This window comes from Cryobacterium sp. Y82 (genome assembly GCF_002929495.1).
In the GTDB taxonomy this organism is placed as follows: Bacteria; Actinomycetota; Actinomycetes; order Actinomycetales; family Microbacteriaceae; genus Cryobacterium; species Cryobacterium serini.
In genome coordinates this window covers 131,419-146,321 of record NZ_PJJJ01000028.1, presented here as the reverse complement: position 1 = coordinate 146,321, position 14,903 = coordinate 131,419, and the positions used below count along the sequence as shown (strand labels likewise).

The following is a 14,903-nucleotide window of genomic DNA, read 5'->3' as shown; positions in this document are numbered from 1 at the left end:
CGCCCCCTGCTCCAAGCGTTCGGCCGAGCCCTCTTCAAGAATCACAGTGCCTTTGGGTCAGTCAGTCACCAGAATCAGCCCGCGCGCGCCCTTCTCCGCATCCGACATCACGTGGCTCACAAACGGATAGGTACCGGCTTCGGTAAACGTGAGCTCGACGAAGCCGCCCTGGGCCGGTGCGAGCGCGAGTGTCTGAGCCCCACCCGTTCCGGTGCTGCCACCGTCACGCAAAAGGTACTCTCCCTCCGAGAACACGGTGTCGAACTGACCTCCGACCACGTGAAAGGAGCTTCCAACGTTCGGGCCGGCATCGAGAACCCAGATGCGCACCCTTTCCCCGACTCTCGCGATCAGCGGCGCGGCGCCATACTGATTCGCGTAGCCGTTGAACGTGAGCAGGTCCGGCAGTTGCGTCTGCACCTTGACCGGGTCGCCTTCCTCGCCCTGCCGGCCAAGATAAAACTCGGACTGGACCAGCACATATTCCGAGTCGACGGCGGGAAGTCCGGGTGGGTCGATGATGACCGCACCAAACATGCCGTTCGCAATGTGGACCGACATGGGCATCGTCGAGCAGTGATACATCCAGATTCCCGAGCGCGTCGCGGTGAACCGGTAGGTGACCTCTTTGCCGGGGTCGATGGTTTGCATCGGCTTGTCCGGTGCGAGCGCGCCGGCGTGAAAGTCGAGCGAATGGCCGACGGTTCCCGCGTTCACGAAGGTGATCTCGAAGACGTCACCGACAGCGCCGTGCAGGGTCGGCCCGGGCGCTGTTTTGTTGTAGGTCCACAGCATCTGCGTTACGCCCGGTGCCACCTCGGTCTCGGTATTGCTCACAGTCATCGTGCTCGTGTGCACGTTAGCGGATGCCGCTGGCGCCAGTCGCGCTTCACGCGCGACGAAGTCGCTTCCCGGCGCGGCCATGGGATCGATGTCAGCGGATGCCGACGCATCGCTGTGCATTGCGTCCGCGTTCGAATCGGCAGAGGCGGCCGAGTCCGCACCGATCGCGTTCACGGTCAGCAGCATCCCGAGCAGCCGGTGGCCCCCAAGAGAACACCAACCGTTCAGGTCGGCTGTGATCATCCCGACATCGACGGTCGTCGTTGCCTTGGGCTCGACCGAGCCGGACTCCACATTGTTGTCTAATACGAGGTCGTGGAGCATGCCGTCGGCGTTGAGGAGGGTGATCACCAGGGTGTCGCCGACCGGAACGTCGATCGTGTCAGGGCTGAACCGAGTGTCAATCATCGTGACGTCGACGGTCGTCGTATGGCCGGTCGCGCCCGGGCCGGAGGCGAGGCTCGTGTTGGAGGGCTCGAGCGCGACGCCGACGGCGAGGGTCAGCGCCAGGGTCGCCGCGGCCGCGACGAGCATGTTGGTGCGACGCGCCGGCGGCGGTGCAGGACTCTCCACGACGTCGCGGACCAACGGCGGAAGTTGCGCTCCCGGAGGGGTGCGGTTCTTTCGATTGACGCGCAGCGCCCGCACCATCAGAACAATGAACGCCGCGAGAGTCGTGAGGAGAACCGCCCAGAGCGCGGCCGCGACGACATCGGGCACCGGTAGAAGGGTGAGAACGAGTGCGCCATTGACGACGCTGACTCGGAACAGGCCAGCACGATCGAGTTCGCGCGCGGTGGCCTTGGATGCTCGCGGTCCGCCGCCGAGCACGACCGGAATCAAAAAACTCAGCGCACCGATCATGATCTGGCCGCCGAAGCCGACCGCGAAGTACGGCACAAGCGTTTTGAGGCCGGCCGCGGCATCCGCCCAACTGGCAGCGGTGACTACGACGGCGCCGAAACCGACCGCGCACAGTGCAAACCACGCCAGGGCCACGATGATAGACCACCCGGAGTAGCTGACGGCGGGCGAACGGCGCACGTGCCCGGCTAACTCCGCAAGCACCCGGGCGAAGCCGATCAGGTAAAGGAGCACACCTGCCGCAGTGATGATTCGGGAGTCGGCGTAGGCGCCAGCGCCCAGAACCACAAGTCCGGCCAGAAGAGTCAACAGGGTGGGGCGTGCGGCCGCCCGGGTGGTCGACAGCACCCGGGAGCGCAGCACGGTCGGGAGCAGCAGGGCGACGGTGCCAATGACGGTCAGGCCGACCCAGCCGAGCAGGTTCAGCCCGATGTGCGCGATGTAGAGCCGGTCGTAATAGTCACCCGCCGCCGAACTGACGGGGTGGGCCATCCAAATTCCGAGAGTGACACCGACTACGAGGCATCCGGCCGCCGCAATGTAATAGCGCACCAACGGAGCGAACCGGGCCGGGAGTGCGCCGCGCAGCTGCCGCACGAGAATGGTGGCGTGCACGACGGCATTGAGCCCGACCAGGATTCCTCCGGTGAGTACGACATGCCACCAGGCACCGGTGATTCCGATCATCACCAGGGCCGCACCGATCGTGTGCACGGTCAGTCGAACGCCCAGCCAGTACCGACCGCCGGGAGCCGTGTTCTTCAGCAGGCTGTCGGCGAAGTGCTGGCTCCAGACCAGGATCGCGGTTGAGAGGGCCCCAAGCAGCAGCAGATGCACCATGAGCCAGGGCCCGAACGACGATCCCCGATAAAGGACGACGCTGACAATCCCGAGGATCAACCAGACGGGAACGAGCATGCCGGTGATCTGATGCCACAGCCGACGCTTGAGGCTCGGTTTCATCTCGAACCGCTACAGAATGCGGGTCAGGCGCAGGGTCCACACATCGGGACCACTCTTGAGGTAGTTGGTACTGAAAGTGTGCGGGTGGTTTCGTTCGAGCTGGGCCAGAAGCGGCAGCGGGTCGTGCGACGCCATGAGGTCGAGCGATATTCCGGGCTGAATCGCGTCCAACGCACCGAAGATCGCGGCGTGACGGATCGCGTGCGGGATGGTGCGACTGTCGAGAACGATTGTTTCGCCGTCGTCGTGACCGCAGGTACACGTGGACGCAGCGGGCTCGTGCTCGTGCTCGTGCTCGTGGGCAGTCGGCCCGGTAGTGATACGGATCGGTTCGGCGGTCATGGTGTCTCCTCGGCTCGGTGCGAACAACAACACCTCTATTTTAGAGCACACTATTCCGTTTAATACACCGACCCTCCTACGAGCGAGTGAATGGATGCGTCGCATTTGGCGAAACCACCATTACCACTCTCGCGACCGGTTAGACGATCGACGTTGGCACGCGCTCGGCAACCGGGTGCGAACGCTCAAGCGACGCCCCCTCCACATCAACGTTGGGCAGTATGCGATCGAGCCATTTCGGCAGCCACCACGCGGCGTCACCGAGCAAATGCATCACGGCCGGGATGATTAGCAGTCGCACCACAAATGCATCAAGCAGTACGCCACCGGCGAGCCCGAAACCGATTGACTGGATCATGACCGAGTTCGAGAAAATGAAGCCAGAGAAGACCGAGGCCATGATGAGCGCGGCGGCGATGACCACCGTGCGCCCGGCGTGCACCCCGCGCTGCACGGCAAGGCGCGCCGATGCTCCATGCACATACGATTCGCGCATGCCGCTGACCAGGAACAGCTGGTAGTCCATCGCCAGCCCGAACAGAACACCGACAACGAGAATAGGCAGGAAGCTTAGGATCGGCCCCGGGTCATGGATACCGAACACGGCACCGAGCCAACCCCACTGGAAGACCGCCGTGATAGCCCCGAAGGATGCGAACAGCGACAATACAAAGCCCAGCGTTGCGGTTACGGGCACCAGGATCGATCGGAACACGAAGATCAGAATGATCAGTGAGAGCCCCACGACAACGAGAAGATACAGCGGGAGCGCGGCGGCGAGTTTTTCGCTCACATCGATGTTTCCGGATGCGTTCCCGGCCACACCAAGGGATGCGACACCGTCGAGATCGATTCCTCGGAGGTCACGGACGAGCTGCTCGGTCGATTCGCTGTTCGGTCCCTCGGCGGGAATGACCTGGAAAGCGAGAAGCAGGTCATCATCGGATACTCCAATCGGCGCGACAGCAACGACGCCTCTCTCGGTACGGAGCGCCGTTCCGATGCGCACCTGTTCGGCGAGCAGGCCCTCATCCGTGATGGCGGTCTCGAGATCGGCGACGACAAGCAGCGGGCCGTTCACGCCCGCCCCGAATTTGTCGTCGGCAAGTTTGTAAGCGTTGTACGCGCTCGAGCCCAGCGGTTCGGACGAGCCGGCGGGGAGTCCGAGGCGCATCGAGAGCGCGGGGATAGCCACGACAAGCAGAACGACGATGCCCACGACCACCGTGACGACGGCGCGCACGGTGTTCATCGGCTTGACCGGCACCCGGGCCTGGTTGCTGAAGTGGCCGACCCGAGCGCGGGCCTTCTTCGTGAGGATCTTCGTGCCAACCACGCCCAGCACCGCCGGCGTGAGCGTGATTGCAATGAGAATGGCGACGAAGACGCAGACGGCACCGACCGTGCCCATGAGCCCGAGAAAGGGGATGCCGGTGAGGTTGAGGGCGAGCAGGGCAATGAGCACGGTAGCGCCCGCGAACACGACCGCGTTGCCGGAGGTGCCGTTGGCCAGTCCGATCGACTCGTGCAGAGGCAGGCCGTGGCTCAGTTGGGTGCGATGTCGGTTGAGGATGAACAGCGAGTAGTCGATCCCGACTGCGAGCCCGAGCATGACGCCCAGAACCGGAGTGACGGAGAGCATCTCGACAGCCCCGGACAGTGCGAGTGAAGCGAGCACGCCAACACCCACGCCGATCAACGCGTTCAACAAGGGCAGTCCCGCACCGATCAGGGTGCCGAGCATGACCCACAACACGATGGCCGCAACGATCACGCCGCCGATCTCTCCCGGGCCGAGGATCTCGGGAATGCTGGAGGCGATGTCGTTGGAAACTTCAGCCGTGACGCCGTCGATCCCGGAGTCGTTCATCTCCGCGACAACGGCTTCCTTCGACTCTGCTGGTACCTGGTTGAGTGACGTGTCGAACTGGATGCTCGCCACGGCGGTCGTCTCGTCGGTCGAGACTTGACGGATGTCGGCGGCCAGGTCGAGCAGATCCGCTCCCTGCTCAAGCGTGGTGCTCGACGTCTCGAGCTCGGTGCGACTTGCCGTGAGTGCCGTCTGTTGATCGGCAATCGCAGTCAGGCCCGCGTCGATCTGCGCCTGCTGTGCATCGAGTATCCGCTCAGCAGCAGCGAGTTGACCCGCCGCCTTGGCCTGCGCGCGGCTGGCATCGAGCTGACCCTGTCCAGCCGCGGCCTGGGCCGTTGCCGCATCGATCTGCGCCTGACCCGCATCGATCTGCGCCGTTCCAGCGGCGATCTTCTGCCGCCCGTCGACGACCTGCTGCGCCTGGTCATCGATCTGCGCTTGGGTATCGAACGGATTCGTCACCGATTTCACATTGTGGAGACCGATCGTACGCGTGAGCAGGGCGCCGATGGCGGTTTTCTGCGCGCCAGTGAAGGCGGAGTCATCGGTCGTGGTGAACAAGACCGTGCCTCGCCCGCCGCTGGCCACCGGGAACTTCGCCGCGAGTTCGTCGCTGACCTTCTGAGTGGCGGTGCCGGGGATGCTGACGGACGACGTGAGTGTTCCGCCGAAGGCAGCGAACGCAGCGACGGCGAGGCCGAGAATAACCACCCAGGCAATGATGACCAGCCACGCTCGGCGGGCGGAGAACCGACCCAGTCGATAGAGAAGCGATGCCATAGTTCTCAGTTGCTTTCTTGGTGGTTGGCCGGTGCATAGCCAATGCGAATGATCAAAATGAGGCGGTCGAGCAGTTCGTGCCAGACAGCGCGGGAGGGTGCGTCGAGCGTCCCACCCGTAAGAGCCAACCAGTGCGCCGAGACGATGGCGATGCCATTCATCACCGAGCTGACAAGAATGGAAACCTCGAATTCGTCGATCGCGCTCGTGCGATCGGCGATCTCCGTTGAGAGCTGCTCTGTCGTGCGGGTGAAGACGTCACCGATGCTGTGCCGGGAACGACCGTCTTCGCCCTCGACCGTGAGCACGCCGGCGAGATAGGCGACCACGGGCGGCAGGTCGATGGTACGCAGAGCCGTCGTGATCTCATCGAACAGGGCGTCGCGACTACCGTCTCCCACCGGGGTCGATGCCGTCGCCGCACGGAATTCATCGACGGTGGCACTGAGCACCCGCGTGCAGGTGGTCATGATCACATCGTCGAGCGATGAGAAGTGGTTGAAAACCGTACGCCGGGAGACGTCGGCGCGCTCCGCGAGTTCGTCGACGCTGAATTGTGGTTTGCCCCGCTCGCGAATGAGCGAGTCGGCGGCATCCAAAATGGCCTGGCGGTAGCGCGCCTTGAGCTCGGTACGGCGATCGGGTATGGCATCAAGAAAAATCACTTGCTTACACTAAGTGCAACAACGCACAAAGTGCAAGACGAACTGGATCGAGGCTTAGCGCCCGCGAGTGATCCACTCTTCACGGTGGCTCGCCTCGTCGCCGATCAGCGTGGACTGACCGTGTCCGGTGCGCACCACGGTGGCAGCCGGCAGCGTGAGCAGCGCGGTGGTGATCGAGTCGATGATCGTGGGGAAATCGCTGAACGATCGTCCGGTCGCGCCCGGCCCACCGTGGAAGAGCGTGTCGCCGCTGAACACCGTCCCGAGTTCCGGCACAGAGAAGCAGACCGATCCTGGCGAGTGCCCGGGCGTGTGCAGCACCTCGAGCTCGATGCCGGCGACGGCGATGCGCTGGCCGTCCTCCAGCGCCTTCGGGCGCGTGCCTGCCGCAACAGACGCAGCAGCATCCGCTGGAAAGACCGTCTCCCAGAGCATGGTGTCGGCTGGGTGCAGCCAGACCGGGGCGCCCGTTGCGGCGCTCACTCCGACGGCTGCACCGATGTGGTCGTTGTGCCCGTGGGTGCACAGAATGGCCAGCAGCTTACGGTCGCCTACGGCCTTCAGGATCGCGTCGGCGTCGTGGGCAGCATCGATGACGACGCATTCGGCGTCGTCGCCAACGATCCAGACGTTGTTGTCGAGATCCCACGTACCGCCGTCGAGGCTGAAGGTGCCGACGGTGACGAGGTGGTCAATGCGTGCGGCCATCAGAGCACCACCACCGAGCGCAGCACGTCGCCGAGTGCCATTTTCTCAAATGCCGCCTCGATTTCGCCGATGCCGATCTTCTCGCTGACGAATTCGTCGAGCGGCAGCCGTCCCTGCAGGTACAGGTCGGTCAGCATGGGAAAGTCGCGCTCCGGCAGGCAGTCGCCATACCAGCTCGATTTGAGCGAGCCGCCGCGCCCAAAAACGTCGATAAGTGGGATTTCGAGCATCATTTCAGGGTTTGGCACGCCGACCAGTACGACCGTTCCGGCCAGGTCCCTGGCGTAGAACGCCTGCCGCCAGGTTTCGGGACGGCCGACGGCGTCGATGACGACGTTGGCGCCGAATCCGCCGGTCAATGCCTGCACCGCTGCAACGACGCCGGCCTCATTCAGGTACGACGAGTCGATGGAGTGCGTGGCGCCGAGCTGTTTGGCCTTGTCGAGCTTCTTGGGGTCGCGGTCGATGGCGATGATGACGGATGCTCCAGCCAGGCGTGATCCTACAATCGCGGCATCCCCCACCCCGCCGCAGCCGATCACGGCGACCGAGTCGCCGCGGCTGACGTTGCCGGTGTTCATGGCCGCGCCGATGCCAGCCATGATGCCGCAGCCGAGGAGTCCGACGGCCGCGGGGTCGGCATCCGGATTCACCTTGGTGCACTGCCTGGCGTGCACGAGGGTCTTCTCGGCGAAAGCGCCGATACCGAGGGCCGGGCTGAGCTCGGTGCCGTCGGCGAGGGTCATCTTCTGGGTGGCGTTGAAGGTGTTGAAGCAGTACCAGGGTTCGGCCCGCTTACAGGCCCGACATTCGCCGCAGACGGCGCGCCAGTTGAGCACCACGAAGTCGCCGACCGTGACGTGAGTGACGCCGTCGCCGATGACGCTGACGCGCCCGGCGGCTTCATGCCCGAGCAGGAAGGGGAAGTCGTCATTAATGCCGCCCTCCTTATAGTGAAAGTCGGTATGGCAGACGCCGCACGTTTCGATGTCCACGATGACTTCACCTGGGCCGGGATCGGGGATGACAATTTCGACCAGTTCGACTGGCGCGCCCTTCGAACGGGCGATGACACCTGTGACTGTGGTGGGCATGGAGCTCCTCCGATTAAGGGGGCTGGGTATGGCGAGGACGCCTTTCACCTTATCGGAGGCGGGTGAGGGCCAGCGGCGTGCTGACAGCGGCACGACGCCGTCGTCCACGCGGCATCTTCTCCGACGTTGCCGAGACGGCGACTCTGGGGCACAGAAAAACCCCTGAGTCTCGGTTTTTTACACGGGATTCAGGGGTCGGATGGCTGCGGGCAGTTCACGTAATTTCCACAGGCCACTCATAGAACTCAAGGGAGCCGAGACGAATAGTTTCGATTCCATCACATCGCCGAATTAATTCCACCTCAGTGCCCGATCGGTCGCTGTCCTAGCGATGCCGGCCCTCCATGTAGCGAACGGTGGAGTGCGCCGAGGAGTCTGACATACCGACAGCTGACCAGACCCCGAGACCTCGAGGAGCTTGGCGCAGCGAATAACTTGACTTCCGTTACGCCAACCGAAAAATGAGACCATTTCATCGAAGCACACTTTTGACAGACCGGTCTGGGCGCTGAACTCCCGCAGCTTCGCTTCCATATTCTCGGTGGCCAGCAGGGGGCCGGCCCGTTCGATCACGGCCCGTGAACTCGGAACCGACAACGCCGCAACTCCTTGCAGCGTCACGAGCGGTGCGTCCGCGTTCAGATATGGCAACAGACCTTCGATGACCCAGGTCGTTGGCTATTGCCGGTTAGAGCCGGCGGCGAGGGGAGTCTGATCCCATGGCTGGGCCAAGGTCAGTAGGCGCCGTGACAAGTTCGCATGCCGGCTTGGCGGACAGCCCTGGCATTGGACATAGGGCAGCACCAAGTCTGCAAAAATGGCCCGCTGCCGCGGATCAGGCGTTAACGCGGCATCGTGCAACGGGAAGGATCGGTCCTCCGGCGATTAACCGGAGAGTCCCGGGCACAGCGGACTCGATGACGAGGCCAGGGCAGGGCGGGGCGGGCAAGTGTTCTCTCCAGCTTTGTCAGTGACGCTTGTGCTTCAGCGACTCCGCGGCCGTTGGGATCGCCGCCCCGAGAGACACGCTGTCCTTGAGCAGGAATTGCCCAACCATGGACAACTTGGTCGTCCCGTGGTTTTCCTGCCGCATCCCCGGATTCGTGGCCATGAAACTGAGGGTCGTGAGGAACATCCCGATGGCACCCATACTGCCGACGGCCGAAGCACGCGGTGCGAAAGGCTCGGCGGCGATCAGGAAGCCTATGGCGATTTCGGTGACTCCGATCAGCTGCGCCGTCCTCTTCTCGCCCAACTTTTTTGTCCACCGACGAGAACAAAGGGCTGGAGGTGACCAGGGGCTTGATGTTTTCCGTCTCATACTTCTGGAACTTCAGCGTCCCGATCCAAACGAGGTTCGTCACCAGGGCGGACTGTCTTTTAAACGGTATTTCCGGCCTGACGCGCTGGACTCAGGTCTGGCGGGAAAGGTGCCGTGATGACGACACTTGATGCTGTGACGAAGCAAACGAAATCTGAGCCGACCCGTGAAGCGGTGGCGGCGAAGGAATGGGTACGCCTGGCTAAGGAGCAGGGCTTGGCCCTGGACGGTCCGAATGGGCTGCTGGGCCAGTTCACGAAAACATTTCTCGAGGCCGCGCTGAACGAGGAAATGACCGATCACCTCGGCCATGAAAAGAATCGTGCGCCGGACTGGCGCGCTGTCGTTGTGTGCTCGTGGCCTGACGACTGGCGAGATCAGCGCGCACTTTAACCAGATCTATGGTGCGCAGGTATCGAAAGAGACCATCTCCCGCATCACCGACACGGTGATCGAGGAGATGCAAGCCTGGCAGTCACGCCCGTTGGACGCCGTTTACGCGGCTATCTTCATTGATGCGATCGTGGTGAAGATCCGCGACGGGCAGGTCGCCAACCGGCCTATCTACGCGGCTATCGGCGTGACCTTGGATGGCGACAAGGATATTCTCGGGCTGTGGGCCGGCACCGGCGGTGAGGGCGCTAAGTTCTGGATGTCTGTTGACGGACATCAAAAACCGTGGGGTGACCGACACGTTCTTCCTGGTCTGTGACGGGTTGAAGGGGCTGCCCGACGTCGTCGCGACACTCCCATTTGTGAGGTGTTGTCCGTGTGGTCGAAGTATGAGTTGGTGGAGAAGCAGGCGCGGTTTTGGGTGTTGATGAGTCAAGGCTCGACGCTGACGGCAGCGTGCGATGCTGTCGGCGTGAATCGACGAACTGGACGGCGTTGGCGTCAAGCAACGGGTGGGCGGATCCCTCTTCCTGAGGCAGAGCGGTTGGGGCGGTACTTGTCCTTGGAGGAGCGGTTGCGGATTGCGGATTTGCACGTGACTGGTACCGGCGTGCGGGCGATCACTGTCCTGGTGGGCCGGTCTACTGCCACGATCAGTAGAGAGCTCGCTCGAGGCGGGTCCAAGGCTGGCCCGCGAGCACGGACGAGGTATGCCCCGTATGCGGCGCAGAAGCAGTCGGAGCTTCGCGGTCGTCGTCCCAAGGCCAGCAAATTCGACCATCCGAAACTGGCCTTCTTGGTGCAGACCACGTTGTGCGTGAAATGGAGTCCGGAACAGATCAGCGACCATCTGGCTGCCGTGTTTCCGGATCGGCAGGAAATGCGAGTCAGCCTCGGAGGCGATCTACCAGGCGCTTTATGGGGGCGGCCGGGGTGACGTGCGCGGTGATCTGCATCAGCACTTGCGCACCGGCCGCGCCGTGCCTGGGCATTAGAAGGGGATCTAATCGTGGGGTCACACTGAGGGTCGGCGATCGCTACGTTGGTGGAGCGTCAGACCCGGTTCACAATGCTGGTCCACCTCCCCGGTGACCCGGCGCGATCACAATTCGCGGTGGGCTGTTAGCCGCCATCAAGACTCTCCCCGAGCAGCGGGGCACCAACGAGAACATCAACGGGCTGCTGCGCCAGTATCTCCCCACAGGCACCGACTTATCCGTTCATTCGCCCGAGCGACTACTCGAAGTCGCTACCGAACTCAACAATCGACCCAGCAAAACACTCGACGGCAGCACACCCGCTCAAGCCATGCAACCACTATTGTCAGAGCCAGAAGAGCCCGTCGTTGCGACGACCGGTTGCATCCGCCCTCCGTTCACCGAGCATTTTCTCGGACGGGGCATACGGGACGATCGTCCTCTCGGCACCGCAGGGAGCCAAGTAGACGACGATGATTCGAAGATGTCCCGCTCGCCGCCCCCGTGTGAGCCGGCCGGCTGACCTCAGAACGGAGAACACGGGAACCGCGATCTGCGTCGCACAACATCTCCACCACGAACGCCTTGGTCGAAAACCACTACGGGGTGAGAAGGTCGCCCAAAAGAATCTTTTCACCGAAAAAAGCGATGAAATGTCCTAGCACTTCACTGCTGTTCTATCTGCCGAGGAGAACCCCGTGCACGAAGATTATCGCCGGAAATGTCGCGGTGAAGGCCCAAAAGAAAGTGTCGAGGCCAATCAGCACGGCTGTTCCGAGATGGAGCATGGCCCCGGCAAAAAGCAGCGCTACCAGCACTCCAGGGGGAGCCACAAGGACTAAGGGAAAAATGATCTCCACGACGATAACTGACCATCCGACGAAGCCTCCAAGCCAAGGTCGTCTACGAAGTACGGCTGCGGCCGTGGAGTGTCCATAAGTAGCGGTGTTGAGAATGCTTTGCAACGCTGATCCTTGACGCCACTGTGCGTTGGATATCTTCGATATTCCCGCAGCGAAATATGCCAACAAAGCCTGCGCCGCGATGAAATACAACCCCACGGCTTGAAAAGGACTCGACGTTGGGAGCAGGAAGGTGAATGCCAAGCCCGCAAGGATGATGAACGATATTTGATTGGAGCCATCTTTGCCATAGCGGATTTGATAGGCCAGGAAAAGGCTTGACAGCAAAATGATCGTTGCGTAACTGGCGTAGAGCAGATTACTTTGAAACGGAGTGATTAGCGCTATGGAACAGACGATTCGAGCAATCACAACAATACGTAGCCACACTGAGCCGCTGTGCCCGACCATCCATCTACGTGACGCACCGGGTGACCTAGCGAGGATCTGTCTGCTATTCCAGTCAAACAGCCCGCTCGAGCCGAATTCTTTCAAACTCAAAAGCAATTGCAAAGAACCTTGAAGAATTCCTATGCCCACGATGACGGCGGTGATTCGTGCGGCGCTTTCGATTGTCAACATGGCTTATAACACCGGGTGAGTCAGCGAATAAAAACGAACGCGTGGCACAGAAGCTCCGCTTGGACCGCGTGTTTCAACCAAAGCAAACTGGTAGAACGCCTGCGACGACAATGAACCTCCGAGTCGCTTGCGCGCAACGTCAAGCAAGATTATGTATGGCGTAGTGAACTGAAGTCGCTCTGCAGAGCAGTTGGCACTGGAAAGCGCCAGCAGCTGAAATAATTCGATCATGCCCTCTCGGTAGCGTTTTCGCGGGTTCCAAAGGGAAAAGAGAATTCCCCTCGGGGATAAATTCAATTCCAACCATGGGCTGACGCTTGTTTCATCGTCGCGACTGCGATAAACAAAGTGATAGTTACTCGCACCGGGATCTGGCGTAAAAAATGACCATTTTGGTATGAGTGTGAACCGGTCAAACCGTGTAGTTAGCCGGCTGAGCCGATTATTTTTCTGAAATGCGACCGTCAGTAAAAACCAGACAGAGAAAACAACGATTCCAATAACGCCGAATACGGAGCTTGCAATATCAATCATCATGTGATCTTCCTCAGATCGAATCGGTCGGCGAACAGTTTGCAACGGAAGCGACTTGACGAACGAACTCGTGGCGGGATCGTTTACCGATTCTGGTAACAGGCAGCTGTTAATGATTTGAGAATACGAAGCAGAGTTCGGGTCATTTCGATCGGGCGGCACTTGCGTCCGCTTGGTAGGCCCGAAGGACCTCCAACGTCTGTGCCGATCGGTGCTCTACAGGAACTTCTGCAAGCTCTTCGCTCATACCCTCTATGTCGCAACGGATAGCCGAACCGCCGTCCGTGACGATCCAGTCGTCATTGGGGTCGACAGGGGTAATGAGGCTGTCGAGGGTCGAGAGTTCGAGATCGGTGAGGCTGATAGCCATGTGCGTTCCGTCTTTCGGGCTCGGAGAAATCGTGTCGACGCGCTCTCACTATGAATCCAGGATGACTTGCGGCCGCTCATAATCAAGCGGGTCGGTCCACAGAAAGGCGAGCCGTATCGGTTCAACTCCTTAATGTATATTCTGAAAATCATCTTCCGTCAACTATGAAAACAAAGAGTATTACAGACATATCAGCCCGTTATGGGAAGGCCCTGCAGCGATGTGTTCTGGGGTAGCGGAGCATCAACCTGCCATCCCTGCTTCGTGCGATTGCCTCCTGACGGCCGGGAACCTCTGGCATGCCGTTCAAGGTTCCTCCGACGGGACGACCGCGGCGGTTCTTGCCCTAGAGCGGCGTTCAGGCCCAGGGCGGCGGGACCGAGGCGCCCCCGCGCAGTCCGACCTGGAGATTCAGGTCATCGCCGGCCTGGAGCTGGTGGCTGGTGAGTGGGTTGGCGATTCTCGCCGCCGGCTTCCCCATCCTGCACTTCATGGCGGACCGCGCATACCTGCCCCGCAGCACAGCCGACACCCTGCAGGCCACGCTGGCCGAAATTGGCGCCAAGCCGGTCTTCGACTACGACAAAGACGAACACGGCCAGACAACCTTCTACGAGGACCTCATCCAAGTCGGCGGCCAGTGGTACGTGAACTACATGCCCCAGGACCTGATTCACGCCCTCGACCTGTACCGAAAGGACCGCAAGGCAGCCGACACCGGCGTGCCCGTCGACGAGGAAACACCCGAAGACGACGCCATCCTCTCCAGCGATTCAAAACCCGTTCGTCAGGCCAAAGAGCTGCGAGACCAGCGAATCGCCGAACGTGAAAAGTACCGCGCCAAGCCCAAGGGCAAGCGCCGGCCCGACGGCTCACGCCAGTACCTCTACCCTGACCCTAAGAACTACGACGGTTTAGCGTTCGACCACAAGACCGGTGAACTCATCGAGCCCATCCGCAAGAAGACCGTCGTGATACCCGCCGGGAAAGACCCCGCCAAGGACAAAGCCCTGAAGTACGGGCAGACCTACCCCCACAAAAGTCCAGTGTGGAAGGGTTTCTACGCACTGCGCAACACCGTCGAATCGCAGAACGCATTCATCAAGGACTCCGCGACCGAAGACATCGCCTCCCCCATGAAACGGCGAGCCCGCGGCAACACCTTCGCATCGCTGGCCGTGACACTCGCGCTCGTCTCGGCCAATATCCGGAAGATTTTGACGTTCATTCAGAGCGAGCTCGCCCGAGTGCCCCTCACCTCGAAGAACAAGTCCTTCGCGAGCACGTACTATTCCAGCGCTGAAATCACGGCGGCGACGTCACCCGCCGACACGGCGCCGTCACCACCACCCAGCTAGGCCGCCCGGTCGTCAACAATTCCTTTGCCTGCATTAAAAGTCGCTTCGCCCTGCCAAAAACAGGGCGAAGCGGTGTTTAACCGCCGACCGCGCGCCGATCACAGCGTTTCTTGGGGCTAACACTCTCGAAAACGGCGCCTTAACGCAGAAAACCGGCGATGCGATCGCCGGTTTTCTGTTGCCGCAGGAATTTCGTAAACTAAACGCCGGAATTACGTAAACTCCTCGCTGCGGAGACGGTGGGATTTGAACCCACGGTACCCCGTAAAGGGTACTCCACCTTAGCAGGGTGGTGCACTAAGCCGAACTATGCGACGTCTCCTTGGCATCTGCT

General features: G+C 61.4%; 11 protein-coding genes, 1 tRNA gene and 2 pseudogenes. 3 read left to right on the top strand and 11 right to left on the bottom strand.

Annotated features, from left to right (window positions below; all coding sequences use genetic code 11):
• Nucleotides 1-57: 57 nt before the first annotated feature.
• The 7 genes and pseudogenes from CXY70_RS06090 to CXY70_RS06060 all read right to left on the bottom strand — a co-directional run bounded on the left by CXY70_RS06090 (nucleotide 58) and on the right by CXY70_RS06060 (nucleotide 9,496).
• Nucleotides 58-2,670 (bottom strand): multicopper oxidase domain-containing protein, encoded by a 2,613-nt coding sequence (locus tag CXY70_RS06090; RefSeq protein WP_104191483.1) that lies wholly within the window; start codon nucleotides 2,668-2,670, stop codon nucleotides 58-60.
• Nucleotides 2,671-2,679: 9 nt separating this feature from the next.
• The gene (locus tag CXY70_RS06085; protein WP_104191482.1) at nucleotides 2,680-3,012 is read right to left on the bottom strand and encodes a DUF2249 domain-containing protein; all 333 of its coding nucleotides are present in this window, start codon (nucleotides 3,010-3,012) and stop codon (nucleotides 2,680-2,682) included.
• A 139-nt stretch (nucleotides 3,013-3,151) separates the two neighbouring features.
• On the bottom strand, nucleotides 3,152-5,665 hold the full coding sequence (locus CXY70_RS06080) for an MMPL family transporter (RefSeq protein ID WP_104191481.1): 2,514 nt from the start codon (nucleotides 5,663-5,665) through the stop codon (nucleotides 3,152-3,154).
• 5 nt (nucleotides 5,666-5,670) lie between these two features.
• Entirely contained in the window at nucleotides 5,671-6,330 is a 660-nt protein-coding gene (locus CXY70_RS06075; protein ID WP_104191480.1) for a TetR/AcrR family transcriptional regulator, read from the bottom strand.
• Nucleotides 6,331-6,384: 54 nt separating this feature from the next.
• Complete coding sequence (locus tag CXY70_RS06070) at nucleotides 6,385-7,038, bottom strand: MBL fold metallo-hydrolase (RefSeq protein ID WP_104191479.1); 654 nt, start codon at nucleotides 7,036-7,038, stop codon at nucleotides 6,385-6,387.
• A complete protein-coding gene (locus CXY70_RS06065) occupies nucleotides 7,038-8,132 on the bottom strand; it encodes an S-(hydroxymethyl)mycothiol dehydrogenase (RefSeq protein WP_104191478.1) in 1,095 nt (364 codons plus the stop codon). Before CXY70_RS06065 ends, CXY70_RS06070 begins: the two co-directional genes overlap by 1 nt.
• Nucleotides 8,133-9,099: 967 nt before the next feature.
• Nucleotides 9,100-9,496: pseudogene (locus CXY70_RS06060) on the bottom strand (DUF417 family protein).
• Nucleotides 9,497-9,567: 71 nt separating this feature from the next.
• Here CXY70_RS06060 and CXY70_RS18645 point away from each other — a divergent pair.
• Both CXY70_RS18645 and CXY70_RS18640 read left to right on the top strand, forming a co-directional pair.
• Nucleotides 9,568-10,202 (top strand): annotated as a pseudogene (locus CXY70_RS18645) (transposase); the annotation flags it as partial.
• Nucleotides 10,203-10,273: 71 nt separating this feature from the next.
• Complete coding sequence (locus CXY70_RS18640) at nucleotides 10,274-10,783, top strand: transposase (RefSeq protein ID WP_369852012.1); 510 nt, start codon at nucleotides 10,274-10,276, stop codon at nucleotides 10,781-10,783.
• Between the two features lie 717 nt (nucleotides 10,784-11,500).
• On the opposite strand, the gene CXY70_RS06045 is transcribed toward CXY70_RS18640, so the two are convergent.
• The 3 genes from CXY70_RS06045 to CXY70_RS06040 form a co-directional block, all read right to left on the bottom strand.
• Nucleotides 11,501-12,307, bottom strand: coding sequence for a hypothetical protein (locus tag CXY70_RS06045; protein WP_104191476.1), 807 nt, complete (start codon nucleotides 12,305-12,307; stop codon nucleotides 11,501-11,503).
• 3 nt (nucleotides 12,308-12,310) lie between these two features.
• Entirely contained in the window at nucleotides 12,311-12,844 is a 534-nt protein-coding gene (locus tag CXY70_RS17530) for a hypothetical protein (RefSeq protein ID WP_146066073.1), read from the bottom strand.
• 139 nt (nucleotides 12,845-12,983) lie between these two features.
• On the bottom strand, nucleotides 12,984-13,211 hold the full coding sequence (locus tag CXY70_RS06040) for a hypothetical protein (protein ID WP_104191475.1): 228 nt from the start codon (nucleotides 13,209-13,211) through the stop codon (nucleotides 12,984-12,986).
• 443 nt (nucleotides 13,212-13,654) lie between these two features.
• Between CXY70_RS06040 and CXY70_RS06035 the strand changes: the two genes are divergently transcribed.
• Entirely contained in the window at nucleotides 13,655-14,569 is a 915-nt protein-coding gene (locus CXY70_RS06035) for a hypothetical protein (RefSeq protein WP_104191474.1), read from the top strand.
• Nucleotides 14,570-14,800: 231 nt separating this feature from the next.
• Here the strand turns inward: CXY70_RS06035 and CXY70_RS06030 are convergent.
• Nucleotides 14,801-14,891: transfer RNA gene (locus CXY70_RS06030), tRNA-Ser, on the bottom strand.
• Nucleotides 14,892-14,903: the final 12 nt, after the last annotated feature.